The organism is Rhodococcus sp. 14-2483-1-2, assembly GCF_002259405.1.
Classification (GTDB): domain Bacteria; phylum Actinomycetota; class Actinomycetes; order Mycobacteriales; family Mycobacteriaceae; genus Rhodococcoides.
In genome coordinates, this window is the sequence record NZ_NPFW01000017.1 from 92,118 (window position 1) to 112,123 (window position 20,006).

General features: G+C 65.4%; 18 protein-coding genes. 11 read left to right on the top strand and 7 right to left on the bottom strand.

Annotation, left to right across the window (positions count from 1 at the left end):
* Positions 1-17 precede the first annotated feature (17 nt).
* Both CH295_RS15835 and CH295_RS15840 read left to right on the top strand, forming a co-directional pair.
* Positions 18-986 (top strand): daunorubicin resistance protein DrrA family ABC transporter ATP-binding protein, encoded by a 969-nt coding sequence (locus CH295_RS15835; RefSeq protein WP_037191373.1) that lies wholly within the window; start codon positions 18-20, stop codon positions 984-986.
* Positions 983-1,777: an ABC transporter permease gene (locus CH295_RS15840; RefSeq protein WP_037191376.1), complete on the top strand. Its 795-nt coding sequence runs from the start codon at positions 983-985 to the stop codon at positions 1,775-1,777. Before CH295_RS15835 ends, CH295_RS15840 begins: the two co-directional genes overlap by 4 nt.
* Positions 1,778-1,847: 70 nt before the next feature.
* On the opposite strand, the gene greA is transcribed toward CH295_RS15840, so the two are convergent.
* Together greA and CH295_RS15850 are read right to left on the bottom strand one after the other, a co-directional pair.
* Positions 1,848-2,342, bottom strand: coding sequence for a transcription elongation factor GreA (greA, locus tag CH295_RS15845; protein ID WP_032394210.1), 495 nt, complete (start codon positions 2,340-2,342; stop codon positions 1,848-1,850).
* A 225-nt stretch (positions 2,343-2,567) separates the two neighbouring features.
* Positions 2,568-3,008 carry a DUF4307 domain-containing protein gene (locus tag CH295_RS15850; protein ID WP_037191378.1) on the bottom strand — a complete coding sequence of 147 codons (441 nt, stop codon included), beginning with the start codon at positions 3,006-3,008 and terminating at the stop codon, positions 2,568-2,570.
* 104 nt (positions 3,009-3,112) lie between these two features.
* Between CH295_RS15850 and mca the strand changes: the two genes are divergently transcribed.
* From mca to CH295_RS15870, 4 genes are all read left to right on the top strand, one after another.
* Entirely contained in the window at positions 3,113-3,988 is an 876-nt protein-coding gene (mca, locus tag CH295_RS15855) for a mycothiol conjugate amidase Mca (protein ID WP_170945932.1), read from the top strand.
* The gene (locus tag CH295_RS15860; RefSeq protein ID WP_094741255.1) at positions 3,985-4,257 is read left to right on the top strand and encodes a hypothetical protein; all 273 of its coding nucleotides are present in this window, start codon (positions 3,985-3,987) and stop codon (positions 4,255-4,257) included. Before mca ends, CH295_RS15860 begins: the two co-directional genes overlap by 4 nt.
* Entirely contained in the window at positions 4,257-6,266 is a 2,010-nt protein-coding gene (locus tag CH295_RS15865) for a thioredoxin domain-containing protein (protein WP_094741256.1), read from the top strand. The genes CH295_RS15860 and CH295_RS15865 overlap by 1 nt, the downstream gene beginning before the upstream one ends.
* A gap of 96 nt (positions 6,267-6,362) precedes the next feature.
* On the top strand, positions 6,363-7,298 hold the full coding sequence (locus CH295_RS15870; RefSeq protein ID WP_094650150.1) for a sensor domain-containing diguanylate cyclase: 936 nt from the start codon (positions 6,363-6,365) through the stop codon (positions 7,296-7,298).
* Between the two features lie 6 nt (positions 7,299-7,304).
* Here CH295_RS15870 and trhA read toward each other — a convergent pair whose 3' ends face one another.
* Entirely contained in the window at positions 7,305-7,970 is a 666-nt protein-coding gene (gene trhA, locus CH295_RS15875) for a PAQR family membrane homeostasis protein TrhA (RefSeq protein WP_037191387.1), read from the bottom strand.
* Positions 7,971-8,101: 131 nt separating this feature from the next.
* On the opposite strand from trhA, the gene CH295_RS15880 reads away from it, so the two are divergent.
* Positions 8,102-8,884 carry an isoprenyl transferase gene (locus tag CH295_RS15880; protein ID WP_037191390.1) on the top strand — a complete coding sequence of 261 codons (783 nt, stop codon included), beginning with the start codon at positions 8,102-8,104 and terminating at the stop codon, positions 8,882-8,884.
* Positions 8,885-9,008: 124 nt separating this feature from the next.
* A complete protein-coding gene (locus tag CH295_RS15885) occupies positions 9,009-9,779 on the top strand; it encodes an AfsR/SARP family transcriptional regulator (RefSeq protein WP_094741257.1) in 771 nt (256 codons plus the stop codon).
* On the opposite strand, the gene CH295_RS15890 is transcribed toward CH295_RS15885, so the two are convergent.
* Together CH295_RS15890 and coaA are read right to left on the bottom strand one after the other, a co-directional pair.
* On the bottom strand, positions 9,748-12,378 hold the full coding sequence (locus CH295_RS15890; RefSeq protein WP_094741258.1) for a helix-turn-helix transcriptional regulator: 2,631 nt from the start codon (positions 12,376-12,378) through the stop codon (positions 9,748-9,750). The two genes, CH295_RS15885 and CH295_RS15890, sit on opposite strands and share 32 nt — an antisense overlap.
* A 14-nt stretch (positions 12,379-12,392) precedes the next feature.
* Positions 12,393-13,316: a type I pantothenate kinase gene (gene coaA / locus CH295_RS15895; protein WP_037191653.1), complete on the bottom strand. Its 924-nt coding sequence runs from the start codon at positions 13,314-13,316 to the stop codon at positions 12,393-12,395.
* A gap of 165 nt (positions 13,317-13,481) precedes the next feature.
* On the opposite strand from coaA, the gene CH295_RS15900 reads away from it, so the two are divergent.
* The 3 genes from CH295_RS15900 (at position 13,482) to phoH2 (ending at position 17,817) form a co-directional block, all read left to right on the top strand.
* The gene (locus CH295_RS15900) at positions 13,482-14,678 is read left to right on the top strand and encodes a DUF885 domain-containing protein (protein ID WP_094741259.1); all 1,197 of its coding nucleotides are present in this window, start codon (positions 13,482-13,484) and stop codon (positions 14,676-14,678) included.
* 45 nt (positions 14,679-14,723) lie between these two features.
* Entirely contained in the window at positions 14,724-16,007 is a 1,284-nt protein-coding gene (gene glyA / locus CH295_RS15905; protein WP_094633915.1) for a serine hydroxymethyltransferase, read from the top strand.
* Positions 16,008-16,491: 484 nt separating this feature from the next.
* On the top strand, positions 16,492-17,817 hold the full coding sequence (phoH2, locus tag CH295_RS15910; protein ID WP_170945933.1) for an RNA 5'-3' helicase PhoH2: 1,326 nt from the start codon (positions 16,492-16,494) through the stop codon (positions 17,815-17,817).
* Between the two features lie 85 nt (positions 17,818-17,902).
* On the opposite strand, the gene CH295_RS15915 is transcribed toward phoH2, so the two are convergent.
* The gene (locus tag CH295_RS15915; RefSeq protein WP_170945934.1) at positions 17,903-18,310 is read right to left on the bottom strand and encodes a limonene-1,2-epoxide hydrolase family protein; all 408 of its coding nucleotides are present in this window, start codon (positions 18,308-18,310) and stop codon (positions 17,903-17,905) included.
* Positions 18,307-19,899 (bottom strand): serine hydrolase, encoded by a 1,593-nt coding sequence (locus CH295_RS15920; RefSeq protein WP_094741365.1) that lies wholly within the window; start codon positions 19,897-19,899, stop codon positions 18,307-18,309. The genes CH295_RS15915 and CH295_RS15920 overlap by 4 nt, the downstream gene beginning before the upstream one ends.
* Positions 19,900-20,006: the final 107 nt, after the last annotated feature.

Genomic DNA, 20,006 nt, shown 5'->3' on the forward strand with positions numbered 1-20,006 from the left:
GAAACGGGGACAGGGCAATGGCGAACGCTATAGAAGTAGAGAACCTCGTACTTCGGTACGGCAAGAACGTCGCGCTCGACGGGATCGACTTCACCGTTCCCGAGGGCACGGTGCTGGGTGTGCTCGGTCCCAACGGTGCCGGAAAGACCACGGCAGTGCGTATTCTCGCCACCTTGCTACAAGCGACATCCGGGTCGGCCAGAATATTCGGGCTCGACGTCGCGACGCAGGCGAACGAGGTTCGCGGCACGATCGGACTGACCGGTCAGTTCGCGGCCGTGGACGAATACCTGACCGGGTACGAGAATCTCGAGATGGTCGGCCGACTGTTCGGCCTGCGCAAGGCGGAGGCCAAGAAGCGCGCCGACGAGCTACTCGTGCGCTTCGATCTGGAGTACGCACGCGATCGCACCGCCAAGCAGTACTCGGGCGGTATGCGTCGGCGACTCGACATCGCGGCCAGCCTGATCGGCCGACCACGGGTGGTGTTCCTCGACGAACCGACCACCGGACTCGATCCACGCAGCCGAATCACCATGTGGGAGTTCATCGCAGATCTCGTCCGAGACGGCACGACCATTCTGCTGACCACCCAGTACCTCGAGGAGGCCGACCGACTGGCCGATTCGATCATCGTGCTGAACAAGGGCAAGATCATCGCCCGCGGCACAGCGGACGAACTCAAGGCCCAAACCGGCGGCGAGCGAGTCGAATTCGTGCTGACCGATCGGTCCCAGGCGGATCGAGCGATGCAGATCCTCGCTCCGATCGGCGTCGAACCGCCCACGCTCGACGATCAGGTGGGCCGGATCGTCATGCCCGTCAACGGGGGATCGAAGGACCTGTCCACGGCGCTGGCCCAGCTTGAGGAAAACGGAATCGGAGTCGTCGACGTCGGTCTGCGGCGGCCGAACCTCGACGATGTGTTCCTGAGTCTGACCGGTCAGACCACCGGCGAACCCGAGGCTGCGGAGGAAGAGAAATGAGCAACGTTCTCCTGGATTCGGCAATCATCACCAAGCGAAACCTGATCAAACTCAAGCGAGTTCCCGATCTGCTGTTCTTCGCGACGCTGTCGCCGATCATGTTCGTCCTGCTGTTCGCGTACGTCTTCGGCAGTGCGATCGACGTGCCCGGTATCGACTACAAGAGCTTCCTGATGGGCGGCATCTTCGTCCAGACGATGATCTTCGGTGCCTCCATCACCGGGTCCTCGTTGGCCGAGGATCTGCAGAAGGGCGTGATGGACCGGTTCCGGTCGTTGCCGATGGCGAGATCGGCCGTCGTCATCGGACGCACGGCAGCCGACGTCGGCAACAACATCGTCACCATCACGATCATGTCGATCACCGGACTGATCGTGGGCTGGCGCATCACGTCCTCGTTCTTCGACGCACTGCTGGGCTATGTACTGCTGCTGTTGTTCGCGTACTCGATCTCGTGGGTGATGGCTCTGGTGGGACTGATCGTGCGTTCGCCGGAGATCTTCAACAACGCGTCGTTCATCGTGATCTTCCCGTTGACGTTCATCGCCAACACCTTCGTCCCCATCGACAATTTCCCCAGCGTGCTCAAGACGATCGCGGAGTGGAATCCGATCTCGTCGGTGACGTTGGCGGTGCGAGAGCAGTTCGGCAACACCAATCCGACGGCACCGCCGCCGGAGGTGTGGCCGCTGCAGAATCCCGTGCTGTACACCCTGATCTGGGTGGTGTTGATGCTCGTGGTGTTCGTGCCGCTGTCGGTACGCAAGTACCAGAAGACGATGACCGCCTGACGTCCACGCAGACGAGCACCCCCGGTCGCTCGGCGGACCGGGGGTGCTTCTTCGTCTTCGGCGAGAAGACTTACGTGTGGTACGGCTCCGCGCTGACGAGCGTGACCTTCATGGTCTTGCCGTTGGGCAGCGTGTACTCGCGGGTGTCGCCGACCTTGGCGTCGATGAGCGATCCACCCAGCGGTGACGCGGGGGAGTACACCTCGAGCTTGTTGTCACGGGCACCCTCTTCGCGGGTGGCGATCAGGAACGTCTCGGTGTCGGACTCGTCGCCGTCGTAGTAGACCTTGACGACCGAGCCGGGCAGTGCGACACCGGACTGAGTGGGTGCCTCGCCGACCTTCGCGTTGTTGAGCAGTTCCTGCAGCTGACGGATACGTGCTTCCTGCTGGCCCTGCTCCTCGCGCGCAGCGTGGTAGCCGCCGTTCTCCTTCAGATCGCCCTCTTCGCGACGCTCGTTGATCTCGGCGGCGATGACGGGGCGATTGGAAATGAGCTGGTCGAGTTCGCTCTTGAGCCTGTCGTGTGATTCCTGGGTAAGCCAGGTCACCTGGGTCTCGGTCATCTCGATCACTCCCTCGTAGTCGGAATCTCGAGCTCGGATTCCGGTTTCTGAGCAGGTAGGGCACGCAACGAACAGGGGACTCCAATGGTTGGATCCCCTTGGTCGGCCCACATCCTGGAGCCGTCGTCATCGTTCGCAGGTGAACCCTGCCCGCAATGCAGCAATACACGGCACCTTCTGCGGTGGCCGTGTATGACCCGACCTTACCACGAACAGGCAGTTCGCCTATCGAGCTCGTAAATATTCGGGAACATCGAGGCTGCAGCCGTAGACGTCGCCGACGGCAGGGGCAGCCGACGTCGTCACCTCGGTGGTCATCTCCACGGTGGTGGACGCCGACTCCGGTGGGATGTACACCTCGCGCCTGCCGGTCTCGGAGCCGTCGCGCGAGCGAGCGCGGACGATGCACACGGCCGGTTGCTCGGGATCCTGCCGAGTGACACTGAAACGGATCGACATCGTGGAGTCGTCGACGATGTCGAACGAGAGCTGACTGCCTTCGATGGGTTTGACCGAGAATTTGCTGTACGCGTAGTAGGCCACGCCCAGCCCGACCAGCAGGACCAGGGCCACGAGTGCGATCTTCGTCGCACGTTTCGGGGCCTGCCGAATTCCGCTGGGACCGGAACCCGACGGGTATCTACCTGCGGGAAGTGCGTTGGTCATGGCCGCTCTCGGGATCGATTCGGGGGTGCCGCTGGGGGCCTGTCGGCGTCAGATGGAACTATAGGGGCAGGCAAGAATCAGGCGAATCCGAGGTGAGGAAGAACGTGTCCGGACTGCGGCTCATGGCAGTACATGCCCATCCCGACGACGAATCCAGCAAAGGCGCTGCGACAACGGCTCGCTACGCGGCCGAAGGACACGATGTTCTGGTCGTCACCCTCACCGGTGGCGAGCGGGGAGACATCCTCAATCCGGCGATGGACATTCCGGGGGTGCACGAGCGCATCCACGAGGTTCGGCGTGAGGAGATGGCCGAGGCCGCTCGCGTTCTCGGGGTGCAGCAGACCTGGCTCGGTTTCGAGGACTCGGGGTTGCCCGAGGGCGATCCGCTCCCGCCTCTTCCCGACGGCTGTTTCGCGTTGGTCCCGTTGGAGGTCTCCACCGAGGCGCTGGTGAAGGTGGTGCGCGACTTCAAGCCGCACGTCATCACCACGTACGACGAACGTGGCGGCTACCCGCACCCGGACCACATCCGGTGCCACGAGGTGTCGATGGCGGCGTGGGAGGCAGCGGGGGATCCCGAGCGCTTCCCCGACGCCGGTGAGCCCTGGACTCCGCTCAAGCTCTACTACTCGCACGGCTTCATTCGTAAGCGCATGCAGCTCTTTCACGATTGGTTCATCGACCGCGGCGAGGAAAGCCCGTTCGTCGACTGGCTGAAGCGATGGGACGGCCAACGCGACGAGATCATCGGCCGCATCACCACTCAGGTGACCGTCGGCGACTGGTTCGAGCAGCGCGACGACGCACTCCGAGCGCACGCGACGCAGATCGATCCCAACGGGTCCTTCTTCGCCGTTCCGCTGGACGTCCAGCGGAAGTTGTGGCCCACCGAGGAGTTCGAGCTGGCCCGCACTCGGGTCACGACGTCGCTGCCCGAGACGGACCTGTTCGCCGGAATAGAAGAGACCGACAAATGATCGTTTCGATCCTCGCCCAGCAGCCCACCGGTCCCGAATTCGGCAAGTCCTCGCCGATCGGGCTGGTGATCCTGGTCGCGCTGCTGGTCGGAACGGCGCTGCTGATCTGGTCCATGAACAAGAAGGTCAAGCGTCTGCCCGCCACGTTCGAGAAAGAGGATCCGACGTTGGACCAGGCCCTCGACGAGGGCACCGATCGCGGCGGGATAGCGGATCCGCTCCCACCGGGACAGACTCGACCGAAACCAGCCGTTTCCGACGAGCCCTGATGCTCGACGCCAATGCCCTGGGTGAGTCCACCAGCCCGTATCTGAGGCAGCACGCGGACAACCCGGTGCACTGGCAGCAGTGGGGACCGCAGGCTCTGCAGTCCGCCCGCGATCGCGATGTTCCGATCCTGCTGTCGATCGGGTACTCGGCGTGCCATTGGTGCCATGTCATGGCCCACGAGTCGTTCGAGGACGAGGCGACCGCGGCACTGATGAACGAGCACTTCGTGTGCATCAAGGTCGATCGCGAGGAACGCCCCGACCTCGATTCGGTGTACATGAACGCCACCGTCGCGATGACCGGCCACGGCGGCTGGCCGATGACGTGTTTCCTGACGCCCGACACCGAACCCTTCTACTGCGGTACCTACTACCCGCCGGCCCCGCGGCAGGGAATGCCGTCGTTCCAACAGTTGCTCACCGCGATCGCCGACACCTGGTCGACGCGGCGCCAGGAGGTGTTCGACGCCTCCGCCGACATCGTCACCGAACTGCGCAAGCACAGCGCAGGCGTGCCCGCGGGCGGGCGCCCGATCGACGCCGACTCACTGGCGGCCTCGGTCTCTGCGATCTGCGCCGACGAGGACACCACGTACGGCGGCTTCGGCCGGGCACCGAAGTTCCCGCCCGGTGCATTGCTCGAAGGTCTGCTCCGGCACTACGAGCGCACCGGCGACACCGAGGTCCTCGGTGTCGTTCGCCGTACCGCGTCGGCGATGGCGCGCGGGGGCATGTACGACCAGCTGGGCGGGGGATTCGCGCGCTACTCCGTCGATGCCGAGTGGATCGTCCCGCACTTCGAGAAGATGCTCTACGACAACGCTCTGCTGTTGCGGTTCTACGCGCACGCAGCCCGGGTCGACGACGATGCGCTCGCCCGGCGGGTGGCGTCGGACACCGCGGAGTTCATGCTTCGCGAATTACGCACGGAGAACGGCTGTTTCGCGGCGGCACTCGATGCCGACACCGAAGGCGTCGAGGGTCTGACCTACGCGTGGACGCCGGAGCAACTGACCGAGACACTCGGCTTCGAGGACGGTGTCTGGGCAGCCGGGCTGTTCGCAGTCGACTCGGCAGGCACGTTCGAGGGCGGCATGTCGGTACTGCAGCTGCCCGCCGAAGCCGAGGACTACGAGCGGTTCGCCCGGGTGCGCAGCACGTTGTCGGCCGCTCGCGCGACGCGGCCGCAACCCGGCCGCGACGACAAGGTCGTCACCGCGTGGAACGGCTTGGCGATCACCGCACTGGTCGAGGCCGGTACCGGGCTCGGGCAACCGCGATGGGTCGACGCGGCAGTCGAATGCGGCGAGCAGCTCTTCGCCACACATGTCGAGTCGGGGCGGGTACGGCGCGCCTCACTCGGCAGTGCAGTCGGTGAGGCCACCGGAGTGCTCGAGGACTACGCGTGCCTGGCCGTCGCCGCGGCCGCGCTGTTCCAGGCCACCGGAGACAAGGTCTGGATCGAACGCATGACGTCGATCGTCGATGCGGCGATCGACCACTTCTCCGACCCCGACGACGTCGGCGGGTGGTTCGACACCGCCGACGATGCCGAGACTCTCGTGACCCGGCCTCGTGACCCGATCGACGGGGCCACCCCGTCGGGCGCATCCACGATGGCCGAGGCGCTGCTCACCGCAGCTGCGTTGGTCGATCACAGTTCCTCGGCGCGCTACGGCGAATTCGCGACCGCGTCGTTGGCGCGGTCGGCCTCGATTCTCGAACGAGCGCCCAGGTCCGGTGGGCACTGGCTGGCCGTCGCAGAAGCGTCTGTTCGTGGCCCAATTCAGATCGCGGTGTCGACGGCACCCGGCGGTGACCTGCTCTCGACCGTGCGGGCACTGGCTCCGGGTGGTTCGGTGGTGGTGGCTGGCGTGACGGATTCGTCGGTGCTGCTGATGGACCGACCACCCGTCGACGGCCTCGAGACGGCATACGTGTGTCGTGGCTTCGTGTGCGACCGTCCTGTGACCTCTGCCGAAGAATTGCCGTTCGTATTGCAGAGGTGACCACGCTCGTCGATGCTTCGACGGAAGAACAGTACTGTGGCCGGGAGTTTCCTCGGCCTGGGGTGGTCGAACGTCTAGCAATGGATCGACGGTGTCATGAGTGAGGGTGTCATGAATGAGGGTGCGGTGCGTGCAGGCACCGTGCGCGAGGCGGTGACCGACGCGCAGCGCGCTGCTGTCGCCGATTTCGTGGCCGCGGTGCCGATGGCGGCCATGGTGCATTCGTTGCACTACGAGGTGGTCGGGGCCAACATCCTCTGCGAGGGCGTGCTGGGGTGCACCGTGGACGAGATGGTGGGTCGCCCGGTGGCAGATTTCGTGCCGCTCGGGGATCGCGCGTCGGCGACGCGCATGGCGGTCCAGCTCGAGCAGCGCTACCCCGCCGCGGGCTCAACCGAACACGGTCGACCGATCGGAGCTCTGCGTCGAGTGCGACGCGGCGACGGGGAGGTCGTCTCGTGCTGGATGCATGTCGGGCTCTCGACGATCGCCGGGCGACGGTTCATCGTCGCACTGCTGGACCTGGTCAATCCCGTCGCCGACGACACCGTTCACTGGCGCGATCGCGCCGAGCGCGACGAACTGACCGGATTGCTGCGACGAGGTGCCCTGCTCGCCCACGTCGACGAATGGATTCTCGCGGACCTGCCGGTTGCCCTGGCCTTCGTCGACGTCGATCGGTTGAAGTCGATCAACGACGCGCACGGTCACCCGGCAGGTGACGCGATGCTCGAGGCAGCGGGACGGCGACTGCAGCAGTGGTCGCCGCGCGGGAGCGTCGTCGGTCGATACGCGGGGGACGAGTTCGTGTTCGCGGTGACGTTCGACCGGCCGAAGGGGCTCGACAGCACCGAACTCACGGAATCGGTGCGGTCGGCGATCTGCGGCGAGCCGGTGCCGTTCGGATCGAATCTGCTCGAGGTGTCGGTGAGCGTGGGCGTTGCGGTGCGTGAGCCGGGGGAGTCGAGAGACCGGCTGATTCAGCGCGCCGACGCGCTGATGTATCGAGACAAGGCAGCCCGAAGCAGCTGAGGGCGATCAGAACAGGACGAGCCACACGGCAACGAGGTGGCAGGTTGCCGCCAATACCGTTGCTGCGTGGAAGAACTCGTGATGGCCGAAGGTCGTCGGCCACGGATTGGGCCACTTGGTGGCATACAGCACGGCCCCGACGCTGTAGAACACACCGCCCACGAGCAGCAACAGAAACGGTGCGTAGCCGACGTGGTCGATCAGCGTGGGTGCGACCGGGACGATCGCCCAGCCGAGGAGCAGGTACAGCGGTACCCCGACCCATCGGGGAGCGGTGGGCCACAACATCTTCAGGGCCACCCCGGCCAGGGCCCCGATCCACACGACGACGAGCAACGTGCGTCCGGTCGAGGCGGGTAGACCCAGTACGGCGAACGGGGTGTAACTACCTGCGATGAACAGGAAGATCATCGAATGATCGGCGCGCTTCATCCAGATCTGCGACGCGGTGGTCTTCCAGTGCACGCGATGGTAGGTGGCACTGACCCCGAACACTCCGCAGACGGTGATCGAATACACGCTCACGGCCACACCCGCACTGACCGAGACCATGCTGAACGCGAGTGTGACGAGAGTGATCGCGCACACCACCGCCACGCCGAACGCGTACAGGTGAATCCAGCCGCGCATTCGAGGTTTGACGGGTATCTCGTCGAGTCCGAACATCGTCATGACGATTGCCTCCCGTGCCGCCGCGTGAACCTACGCCACCGTAGGTTCTGACGCTACTGTACCGGCGACCGGCTCGCAGACGTCGGCGTAAGGTGATCCTTCGTGGTGATGAGAGCAGCGGTGACGAAGCAGTGGTGATCATTCCGCAGAAGGTCCGCGGCGTTCTCTACAACGTGTACGAGCGGCGTCTGCTGAGCCAACTCGAAGGGGTTCAGCACCCGCGGCACGTGGCGGTGATGTGCGACGGCAATCGCCGCTGGGCGCGCGAGAACGGGTTCACCGACGTCGCGCACGGGCACCGTATGGGCGCACTGAAGATCGCCGAGATGCTCGGCTGGTGCGATGCCGCCGGAATCGAGATGGCCACCATCTACCTGCTCTCCACCGAGAACCTCCGCCGAGACGCGGACGAATTGGATTCGTTGCTCGACATCATCACCGACGTCGTCGAGGAGATCTGCGGACCCGAGATGAACTGGGGCGTCAAACTCGTCGGCACCCTCGATCTGCTGCCCGCGTCGACCGCGCGTCGACTCAAAGAAGCGGCTGCGCTCACCGAGGGACGGTCGGGAACACACGTCAACGTCGCCGTCGGATACGGCGGGCGGCAGGAAATCGCCGACGCCGTCCAGTCCCTGGTGACCGAGAAGATCGCCGAGGGCGTCAGCGGCGACGAACTCGTGGCCTCGATCAATGTCGACGAGATCGGTAGTCACCTCTACACCTCCGGCCAACCCGACCCGGATCTCGTGATCCGCACCTCGGGCGAACAGCGACTCTCCGGCTTCCTGCTGTGGCAGAGCGCGTACTCGGAAATCTGGTTCACCGAGGCCTACTGGCCCGAATTCCGACGCGTCGACTTCCTGCGCGCACTCCGTGACTTCGCGGCCAGGCACCGGCGCTTCGGTATCTGACGTACACGGAACTTCTCGACCTGCCACGAAGTTCCACTCACGACCCGAAGCCACTACGTACTTGTGCTTGTACCGCTACGTAGACGATGGCGCAGTAGTCCCGGGGCTCGGAGAATTTCCGATCGTGGACTACAACGTGCTCGGACCCATGGTGGTGCGTGACGCGGCCGGCGTGAAGGCGCTCGGTGGGCTCAAGCAACGGACCGTCTTGGCGGTGCTGCTCGTGGACGCGGGAAACGTCGTCGAGTTCGACCGATTGATCGATCTCGTCTGGAACGGCCGTCCGCCGGCCAAGGCTCTGACGTCACTGCGTGCCTACATGGCGAATCTGCGTCGGGTCCTCGGCGCGGAGAACGGCGCCCGGCTCGTCACGACGTCCTGGGGCTATCGGTTGGATCTGGGCAGTGACCGACTCGATCTGCGCCAGTTCGAGATGCTGGCCACGCGCGGGCGGGAGGCATTCGGTCGCGGCCGGTTCGCCGAGGCCGATGGCCAGTTCGGTCGTGCCCTTGCACTGTGGCGGGGCCCCGCGCTCGTCGAATTCGGTGATCTGGCCTTCGCCGTGGACGAGCGGGTACATCTCGACGCGGTGCACTCCGCGGTGTTGGAATCGGTGTTCGAGGCCCGTCTGCAGCTCGGTCGACACGAGACGGTGATCGCCGAGATCGAGCGCGCGCTGCGGGCCGCCCCGTTGCGCGAACACCTGTGGGGTCAGCTGATGATCGCCCTCGACCGGTCACATCGGACGGCCGAGGCCGTGGTCGCCTTTCGGCGGGCCGAGGCGATTCTGCGGACCGAACTCGGGGTGGCTCCGTCGCAGTACCTGCTCGACATCGAGACCTCGCTGTACACCGGCGGTTCGGTCAATCGAGCAGAGAGCCTCGTAGCGATGTGAGTTCGGCGCGGGTACTGATGCCCAGCTTTCCGAAGATGCGATTGAGGTGGGTCTCGACGGTGCGGATCGACAGCACGACGGCGGCGGCGATATCGCGGTTGGACAGGCCGGATGCGGCGAGGGACGCGATCTGGCTTTCGCGTGCCGTCAGGGCCGGGTCTCGTGTTCCGTTCAGCAGCGGCGTGCTGGGATGTCCGCAGCGCGCGGCCAGTACCCGGCCCTGCCGTCCCGCTGTTGCTGCGGCGCGAGGGCTAGTGCGCAGCAACAGGTTTCGGGCATAGAAGTACATCTCGGCCGCGTGTAGATCGAGGCCGTGCTTTTCGGCGCTCGCGGCCACGGCCACCACCTGTTCGGTGACAGCGGTGTTCGGCGTGGACGGTGCGGCGAGCACCTCGACCATGCGTACTTCGGTGCGGGCCAGGTCCCCTTCGATCAGACCTGCCAGCTGGTGGACGGGAGCCAGCGCGGCAGCGGCCGCTCCGCACCGAGCGGCATCGACGTAGGAGAACAGGGCGGGCAGGTGGTGGTCGATAGCGGCATGGGCCTCGGCCGAGGCGATGAGCAGCTCGCAGGCATCGTCGACGTCACCGCGGGCTGCGGCGGCCCAGCCGAGCGCCGCCAGACGCGTGCCGCGAGCACCGAACAACGCCGGCGAGGCAGGGTTGTCGAGGTCCGCGGCCTCGATGAGGGCCGACGCCTCCTCCGGTCGTCCGTCGAGCGCGAGGGCGCGGACCAGATCGCACGCCACCATCGGTTCCATCGATCGCTGGCCGAGTGTGCCTGCGAGCGTGTAGGCCTCCGAGCACCAGCGGATCGCCTCGGCCGCATGGCCCTGGGAGAGCAGTAGACCTCCGCGCGCCCACCCGAACCACGCCTGCTGCAGCGGTGAGAACTGTTCGACGGCTTCGTCGTACCGATAGCGAGCGAGGGACGTGGCCTCCTCGAAGTTGCCCGCACACGCAATCGTGAAGCACCGCGTCAGATCCAGCACCGTCGCCGCCGGATTGTCGGGCTCGGGCTGCACTCGGGCGAGCGCGGAGAACGCGGTCGACAATCGCCCTGCGACGGTGGCACCGGCAGCCACGGCGAAGCTGGCCGAGATCAGCGTCGCGCCGACGAGGTCGTCCATCAGAGGTTCGAGCAAGGCCAGCGAACCCGCCGTGTCGCCGATCGCATGCATCATCAGGCCGCGCTGCGCTCGCAGCTGCGTGCGGATGGCGGGATCGACGACGGCATGTTCGGTACTGGAGTTCAGCGCCAGCGCCCGCGCCGGATCCGCCAGCCGCAGCACCATGTTGTCGGTACACGCGCGCACGGCCGTCGCGCGTCGAATGTCGTTGTCGGCCCCCCGAAGAAGCTCGTCGAGCCGCTGCTGTGCGGATTCGGTCATGCCGAGCTGGCTCTCCGCGGACGCGAGGACGAGCTGGGCATCGAACCCGCCGCCGGCCGCTGCAGCGGCCGAGGCCAGCTTGCGCGTCGTCTCCGGGGGTACGTAGCGCCACGACAACCGAGCCGCCTCCACCGCAGTCGGGGCATCGAGCGAGACGCCCGCATCGATACGAAGCAGTGCAGCGGTGACGCGTTCGCGTGGGCCGAGCCCGTCGGTCGAGGCGTCGAGGGCGTCGGCGACCGTCAGGCTCAGACGACGCCTGCGCAAAGTGGCCATGTCCTCGGTGCGCACCTGTGCGGTGATGGGCGTCGAGAACATCACCCGGTCGATGTTCTGTTCGGCGCGGATCGTCAGCACGCCCGCCGATTCGAGTTCCTCGATCAGACGCGGATCCATCACGGCGGCTGCGGCTCCGAACGCCAGCGAACCGGCCACGGCGACCATGTCGAGAGCGTCGTCGATTTCGGCAGCACCGGCGTAGTCGGCGAGCGCGATCACCTCGGCCAGATGATCACGCACCACATCGGCCAGACCGGCCGACACGGGCAGGGGAGCGGACAGGTGCCACACGTGGGACGTGACCGTCAACGCGCGGCGCTCGAGCGCCGTTGCCACCAGATCTCTCAGCGCCACGAGGTTGCCGGAGGATAATGCGGTGACTGCGAACACTGCTGCGCTGTCGACTATTTCGCCGTTGCGACCGAGCATCGACTCGATCAGCGATCGGCACTGCTGCAGCGTGAGCGGCTCGAGATCGATGCGGTCGATCACACCGTCCTTCCACAGGGCGTCGAGCACGGGGGTGCGGCGTCGACCCGCGCTGACACTGGCGAGCACGAACAGATCCTTCGATCCGACGCGACGTGCGAGAAGCTCGATGGTCGAATCGGCCAGCCATTGGGCGTCGTCGATGACCACGACGGTGCGTCGACCGCCGTGCGCGTCCGCCAGCGTGGCGGCGAGAGCTCGGTCGGATTCGACGGGGACGAATCCGGTACCGGTCGGCATCACCGTCACCACTCGGTGAGGGTGCCATCCGAGTTTAACCAGCGACCGCACCGCCTCGGTCAACAGGCGAGTTCGGCCGACACCGGGCGCGGCCTTGACGGCCATGCCGCCGTACCTGCCGGCGGCATGCAGAATTCGTTGCAGCTCGCCGTCTCGACCGATCAGCGGAACCTCGCCGATCGACCGCTTTTCCACCGCCATCGATGGATTATGGTCTACAACTTACGAAGCCGCAGCCGGTTGATCGCGTGATCGTTGTCCTTACGCAGCACCATCGTCGCTCGCGGTCGCGTCGGGAGGATGTTCTCCACCAGATTCGGCAGGTTGATCGAATGCCACAGATCCTCGGCCGCGATCTGCGCGTGGTCGTCGGACAGGCCTGCATAGTGGTGGAAGTGTGAGGACGGATCGGTGAACGACGTCTTGCGCAATGCGAGAAAGCGTTTGACGTACCAACTCTCGATGTCCTCGATCCGCGCGTCGACGTAGATCGAGAAGTCGAACAGGTCCGAGACCATCAACCGCGGTCCGGTCTGTAATACGTTGAGGCCCTCCACGATCAGGATGTCGGGCTGCCGGACCATGTGGTACTGGCCCTTGACGATGTCGTACGAGACGTGCGAATAGACCGGTGCGCCGACCTCTTCGGTCCCGGACTTGACCTCGGTGACGAACCTGAGCAGCTTGCGCCGGTCGTAACTTTCGGGAAATCCCTTGCGGTGCAGTATGCCTCGACGCATGAGCTCGGCCGTCGGGTACAGGAATCCGTCGGTGGTGACCAGATCGACCCGCGGATGATGGTCCCATCGGGCCAGGAGTGCCTGCAGCACACGGGCCGTCGTCGACTTTCCGACGGCGACGCTCCCCGCGACCCCGATGACGAACGGGACCTGACGGTCGGGGTGCTTCTCGCCGAGGAACGTCGCGGTCGCGGCGAACAGTCGTTGCCGAGCCGCGACCTGGAGGTGAATCAGTCGTGCCAGTGGCAGATAGACCTCGGCCACCTCGTCGAGATCGATCTGTTCACCCAGACCACGCAGACCGACGAGCTCTTCCTCGGTCAGCACCAACGGCGTGGATTGACGTAGCGTGCGCCACTGCACACGGTCGAACTCGACGTACGGACTGGACTCGCTCACGCACAGCTCCGACCAGAGTCGTTCCGCAGGCTCCACTCGTGCCACGTCAGAGCTGCGGAGGGTTCGGCTGAGCTCCTGTCGAGCGCGAGTCGCATGGTTCCAGATTGTGCTCGGTGCCGGTCGATCGCGCACGGGCGGGGTCGTTCGCCGTACTAGGGTTCGGATATGGATGCTGCTTCCCTCGTTCGTGAATACCTGCTGCTGGGCCTGAGTTTCGACCGGCTCGAAGACGGATTCGTCGATGCATACACCGGCGATCCCGAGTTGCGTCGCATCACCGAGAACGCCCCCGCGCCCGAGCCGCGGGAGCTGATCCGTCGAGCACAGACTCTGCGTGCCGAGCTCGGCAACGTCGATCTGACACCCGACCGCACGACGTTCCTCGACGTCCACCTACGCGCGCTCGAATGCTCGGCGCGCAAGTTCGCAGGCGAGGACATCGGCTTCGTCGACGAGGTGTACGCCTACTTCGACGTCCGAATCTCCGCGGGCGATCAGGACCAGTACCTGCAGGCACACCGCAAGATGGACGAGGTTCTCGCCGGTCCCGGGTCGCTCGGCGAACGGTTGATCGCGCATCGCCGTGCCGACGTCGTTCCGGCCGACCGACTGCAGGACTGCGTCGAGGCGTTCTCGTCCGCGTTGCGCGACCGCGTCCGCGCCGAATACACGCTGCCCGACACCGAGAAGGTCACCTACGAGGTCGTCGGAGACAAGCCCTGGTCGGGATTCAACTACTACCTCGGCGACTACCGGTCCACCGTCGCGATCAACTCCGACATCGAGCAGCAGATGGCCAATCTGCCGCACCTGATCGCGCACGAGTCCTACCCGGGACACCACACCGAGCACTGCCGCAAGGAGACCGGGTTGGTCGGCGCAGGCCAACTGGAGCAAACGCTGTTCCTGGTCAACACCCCGCAGTGTCTGATGGCCGAGGGCCTGGCCGATCACGCGCTCGGGGCCGTCGTCGGCGAAGGCTGGGGTCTGTGGGCGCAGGAGATCTACGCCGACCTGGGACTGCGATTCGACGGCGAGAAGGCCGAGCGTCTCTCGGCTGCGTCGAGCCAGTTGCTCGGGGTGCGGCAGGACGCCGCGCTGTTGCTGCACGATCAGCACAAGAGCGAGGACGACGTGGCTGCCTACCTGGAGCGATGGTCGTTGGCATCGCCGCAGCGCGCCCGGCACAGCCTGCGCTTTCTGTCCTCCCCGCTGTGGCGGGCGTACATCAGCACCTATGTCGAGGGCTACAAGCTGCTCGCCGGCTGGTTGGACCGAGGTGAGACGGCCGGTGAGCGCGCGCAACTGTTCGGCAGGCTGCTCGACGAGCCACTGACACCGGGTGCACTACGCGTCTCGTAAACTGGGCGAGCCCCCTTACTCTGCTGTCCCTTGGAGACTCCTGTTATGACTGACGTCAACAACCTGTCACTGGCCGAACTCGATCCCGAGGTCGCCGAGGCGATGGCCGGTGAGCTGGGTCGTCAGCGCGACACGCTGGAGATGATCGCCTCCGAGAACTTCGTCCCGCGCGCGGTGCTGCAGGCACAGGGCAGCGTCTTGACCAACAAGTACGCCGAGGGCTACCCCGGCCGCCGCTACTACGGCGGCTGCGAACACGTCGACATCGTCGAGGATCTCGCGCGCAACCGCGCCAAGGAACTCTTCGGTGCCGAGTTCGCGAACGTGCAGCCGCACGCAGGCGCGCAGGCCAACGCGGCCGTGCTGATGGCACTGATCAACCCGGGCGACAAGATCATGGGCCTCGACCTGGCGCACGGTGGCCACCTCACCCACGGCATGAAGCTCAACTTCTCGGGCAAGCTCTACGAGGTCGAGTCCTACGGGGTGTCGAAGGAAGACCACCGGATCGACATGGACGAGGTGCGCAAGCAGGCCATCGCCGCCAAGCCGCAGGTGCTCATCGCCGGCTGGTCCGCCTACCCGCGCCACCAGGACTTCGCTGCGTTCCGCTCCATCGCCGACGAAGTGGGCGCACTGCTCTGGGTCGACATGGCGCACTTCGCCGGACTCGTCGCCGCAGGTGTGCACCCCTCGCCCGTGCCGTACGCAGACGTCGTCTCCTCCACCGTGCACAAGACCCTCGGTGGACCGCGTTCCGGCATCATCCTGGCCAAGAAGGAATGGGCCAAGAAGCTCAACTCCGCAGTGTTCCCCGGTCAGCAGGGCGGGCCGCTGATGCACGCCATCGCCGCCAAGGCAGTCGCCTTCAAGATCGCTGCGACGCCCGAGTTCAAGGAACGCCAGGAGCGCACCCTGCTCGGTGCATCGCTGCTCGCCGAGCGTCTCACCGGTGCCGACGTCGCAGACAAGGGCATCTCCGTCCTCACCGGCGGCACCGACGTGCACCTCGCGCTCGTCGACCTGCGCAACTCCGAGCTCGACGGCCAACAGGCCGAGGACCTCCTGCACGAGGTCGGCATCACCGTCAACCGCAACGCAGTGCCCTTCGACCCGCGCCCGCCGATGGTCACCTCCGGCCTGCGCATCGGCACCGGCGCACTGGCCACCCGCGGATTCGGCGAAGCCGAGTTCACCGAGGTCGCCGACATCATCGGTACCGCCCTGGCCACCGGCGAGGCCAGCGATTCCCTCAAGGACCGCGTGGTGAAACTGGCACAGAGCAAGCCACTGTACGAGGGCCTCGAAGACTGGGGATTGCTCGGCTGATCGACGCGCCCACCCCGCCCGCGTCAATGGACCATTGCACCGCCCAGACGTGTGCAGTGGTCCATTCACGCAGCACCCCGGTCCGCGTCAATGGACCATTGCACCGCCCAGACGTGTGCAGTGGTCCATTCACCCATCCGCGTCGGATCAATGTGGCTTTCAGTCGATCTGAGTGCAACGAAGTCGCATCGATTCACCCGGGGGAGGGCATTTTCGATACCGGTCGCCCGGTGACCAGGGTCGATGTCGACGTAACGCGTTGTTCACCGACACGCCAGACTTCCAGCGAGCCGATACTGGATTTCGGCGGTACCGTCGGCAGTAACAGGCAGCGGGGAAGCTACCTGTGCGGGAGGTTCTGATACGTGACTGAGCTAGTGAGCGCGAGAGGGCCGGTACCCGGTCCTCGTGTCACCTGACACATCGGACCCGACCGGCCGAGCGACAGAGTTTGCGCGGTGCCGCGCAGACGTAGGAGCCCCACGTGACCACTTCACGCTCCGTTTCCGCCCCTCTTCGGACATTCGTGCTCGATACCTCGGTCCTGCTCTCGGATCCCTGGGCAGTCATCCGGTTCGCCGAGCACAATGTGGTACTTCCGTTGATCGTGATCAGCGAGTTGGAGGGCAAACGCCACCATCACGAATTGGGATGGTTCGCGCGGGAATCCTTGCGCATGCTCGACGACCTGCGAGTCGAGTTCGGCCGACTCGACCAGCCGGTTCCCATCGGAACATCCGGTGGCACACTGCAAGTCGAGCTCAATCACACCGATCCGTCGGTGCTTCCCGTCGGGTTTCGCACCGACTCCAACGATTCCAGAATCCTCGCCTGCGCCCTGAACCTGGCGGCCGAAGGCAAGGACGTCGTGCTCGTCAGCAAGGACATTCCGTTGCGCGTCAAGGCCGGTGCCGTCGGTCTTCCCGCGGACGAGTACCACGCTCACGACGTCGTGCCGTCCGGTTGGACCGGTATGACCGAGCTCGATGTGCCGTCCGATGCGGTCGACACACTGTTCAACGACGGCGTCATCGACCTGGCGGAGGCGCGAGACCTGCCGTGCCACACAGGAGTTCGACTGCTTGCCGGACGGCAGAGTGCGCTGGGGCGCGTCACGCCCGACAAGCAGATCCAACTCGTGCGCGGTGAGCGAGAGGCGTTCGGCCTGCACGGTCGCTCGGCAGAACAGCGAGTGGCGCTGGATCTTCTGCTCGACGAGAGCATCGGCATCGTCTCGCTCGGTGGAAAGGCCGGCACCGGTAAGTCCGCTCTGGCGCTGACTGCCGGACTCGAGGCCGTCCTCGAACGACGCTCGCATCGGAAAGTCGTTGTCTTCCGGCCGCTCTACGCCGTCGGCGGTCAGGAGCTCGGCTATCTCCCCGGTAGCGAGAGCGAGAAGATGGGCCCCTGGGGACAGGCGGTCTTCGACACCCTCGAAGGGCTCGCGAGCCCGGAGGTGATGGAGGAGGTCATCGCCCGCGGAATGCTGGAAGTGTTGCCGCTGACGCACATTCGCGGCCGGTCGCTGCACGATTCCTTCGTGATCGTCGACGAAGCACAGTCACTCGAGCGCAACGTCCTGCTGACGGTACTGTCCCGACTGGGTTCGGGCTCACGGGTCGTACTCACCCACGACGTCGCTCAGCGAGACAACCTGCGAGTCGGACGACACGACGGCGTTGCCGCAGTGATCGAAAAGCTCAAGGGACACCCACTTTTCGCGCACATCACCCTCACTCGCAGCGAGCGTTCACCGATCGCTGCACTGGTGACGGAGATGCTCGAAGAGTTCGGGCCGTCGGGAGCCTGACCCCCTCGTGAGCGTGGAGCCTGCGGGTCGTTCCGCAGGCTCCACTCCTGCCTCTTAGTCCACCACGAGGTTCCGCTCACAAGGGTCACCGGCCGACTGCGGCCCGGAATGCTCCTCGTGCAACACCTTTCAGGAAGTCGACGGTGTCGAAATAGTCCCGCCACACGGCCACTCTGCCGTCGCGCAGCTCGAAGGTTCCGCACACCCAGAACTCGATCCGGAGCCGCCGCCAGATCAGAACGTCGGTGCGCTCGGTGAGGACGACAGCTCCGTCGGCGGCGATGTTGTGCACGATCACGTCGAAGCCGAACGCAGGCTTGGCAAGCGTGGCCATGAACCTGCCCACGTTCGAGTGACCGCGTACCTTCGGTAATCCGACGTTGTGCCACACGATCCGGTCGTCGAGGAGCGACATCGCGCGATCGGTGTCTCGACTTCGCAACGCGTCGAACAGATCCATCACGGTCTCGGTTGCCTGCTGTGTCTCGGTCATTTGGTGAACCGCCCCAATCCATCGCCGTCGAAGAACTCGAGCGTCAGCGTATTCGCGTTGAACGTCGCCTGGGAAATGGTTCCGTCCGGTGCGTTCTCGCCCGTCGGCTCGAACGTGAACGTGTCACCGTCCCAGGGCGTCAACTCGTACGACGTCGAGTTCGGTCCGAGGGACAACACCAACTCACCGTTGACCTCCGCCACCGTCGCCGGTCCCCAGTAGCTGTTCTGGTACACCCCAACGTACGACGCGAGAGGTTGTGGCGCAGTGGGATTGGTGGGAGCGGTCTTGCCTGCGAGCTCGCCCTCCGGTTCGCTCATGCCGGCGAAGGCATTCTTGTACAGCGTTCGCCAGTCCTCCCGCACCTCACCGAACTGAACGAGGTCGGCGAACTCGGCAGTGACCGTTTCGGCGATGCCGAGGGGTGCGGCATTGGTCAGTACGACGATGGCGACGTCGAGCGAAGGAATCCAGACGAAGTTGGTGCCCGCTCCCAGAGCGAACGCTCCCGAATGACTCACCGTCGTGCGGCCGGCCGCACTGGTGGAGACGTTGAATCCGAAGCCGTAGTAGCCGGCGCGTGAGTCCGGTGTCGCCGACGGGCTCGACACGATCTGCGCGCTGACGGCGGGCAGAAGGGCGTCGGGATCGACGAGCTCTCGTCCGTCGTGGGTGCCGTCGGCGACGAGCATCGTCAGCCACTTCGCAAGGTCGTTCACCGAGGAGCTGACGCCACCGGCCGGGGTCTGTGGATCGGGTTCCCGCTGATACTTCGCCTGATACTCGCCGTCGACCAGTACATGGGGTACGGCCCGATCGGCCCGCGACATGTAGTCCGCGAACGACGAGCTGGTCGAGGTCATGCCGAGCGGGCCGTAGATCGTGTCCTGGCTGAGGGTGTCCCAGTCCTTGCCCGACGCCGCAGCGACGGCTTCGGCCGCGGCCGTGATCCCGAAGTTGGTGTAGTGGTACGTGGAGCGGAACGGGTCGAGGGGCACCTCCCGAAGGCGTTCGAGAATTTGGCGCCGGTCGTAGCCGAGGTCCTCGAGCAGATCGCCTTCGTGCTCGGGCAGCCCGCTTCGATGCGCGTAGAAGTCGCCGACCGTGACGTTCTCGGTCACCCACGGATCGTCGAGCGCGAACCACGGCAACTGCGAGACCACCGGCGTCGACCAGTCGACCACGCCCGCTCCCACCTGGGACGCGATGACCGTCGAACCGACCGATTTGGACAGCGAGGCCAACTGGAACACCGAGTCGCCGTCGACCGGATCGTCCTTGCCGACTTCGCGGACGCCGAAGCCCTTCGAGTAGACGACGTCCGAGCCGTGCACGACGGCAATGGCCATGCCGGGGATGTTCGACGACGCCATCAGCTCCTCGGCTATGCCGTCGAGCTTGCCGACCGCCTCGTCGATGCGGCCGGTCGGAACATCGACGCCCGCGACCTGACCGGGGGAGAGGTCGCTGGGCGGGGCGGGCTCGGATGTCGGTGGACTGTCTGCGGTCGGTGCGTCGTTCGAGCACCCGACCAGCACGACCATCGAGCACACAACAGCAAGACACAGCAAATTTCGACCCGACCGCATCATGAGGAGTCCTCACTTCGATGACTGGATGCACCTGAGAATAGACCTGCAACGACCTGGTGTTAGGAGAATTCACAATGGTCAGGGGCACGACGTCGGGCGCTCAG

Bases quoted from the DNA above. Each gene is read 5' to 3' on its own strand.
- CH295_RS15870 (WP_094650150.1), top strand. From the start codon at position 6,363: ATGAGTGAGGGTGTCATGAATGAGGGTGCGGTGCGTGCAGGCACCGTG.
- CH295_RS15835 (WP_037191373.1), top strand. From the start codon at position 18: ATGGCGAACGCTATAGAAGTAGAGAACCTCGTACTTCGGTACGGCAAG.
- CH295_RS15915 (WP_170945934.1), bottom strand. From the start codon at position 18,310: ATGACCGAGACACAGCAGGCAACCGAGACCGTGATGGATCTGTTCGAC.
- CH295_RS15920 (WP_094741365.1), bottom strand. From the start codon at position 19,899: ATGCGGTCGGGTCGAAATTTGCTGTGTCTTGCTGTTGTGTGCTCGATG.
- greA (WP_032394210.1), bottom strand. From the start codon at position 2,342: ATGACCGAGACCCAGGTGACCTGGCTTACCCAGGAATCACACGACAGG.
- CH295_RS15900 (WP_094741259.1), top strand. From the start codon at position 13,482: ATGGATGCTGCTTCCCTCGTTCGTGAATACCTGCTGCTGGGCCTGAGT.
- CH295_RS15850 (WP_037191378.1), bottom strand. From the start codon at position 3,008: ATGACCAACGCACTTCCCGCAGGTAGATACCCGTCGGGTTCCGGTCCC.
- glyA (WP_094633915.1), top strand. From the start codon at position 14,724: ATGACTGACGTCAACAACCTGTCACTGGCCGAACTCGATCCCGAGGTC.
- CH295_RS15890 (WP_094741258.1), bottom strand. From the start codon at position 12,378: ATGGCGGTGGAAAAGCGGTCGATCGGCGAGGTTCCGCTGATCGGTCGA.
- CH295_RS15840 (WP_037191376.1), top strand. From the start codon at position 983: ATGAGCAACGTTCTCCTGGATTCGGCAATCATCACCAAGCGAAACCTG.
- CH295_RS15865 (WP_094741256.1), top strand. From the start codon at position 4,257: ATGCTCGACGCCAATGCCCTGGGTGAGTCCACCAGCCCGTATCTGAGG.
- trhA (WP_037191387.1), bottom strand. From the start codon at position 7,970: ATGACGATGTTCGGACTCGACGAGATACCCGTCAAACCTCGAATGCGC.
- CH295_RS15860 (WP_094741255.1), top strand. From the start codon at position 3,985: ATGATCGTTTCGATCCTCGCCCAGCAGCCCACCGGTCCCGAATTCGGC.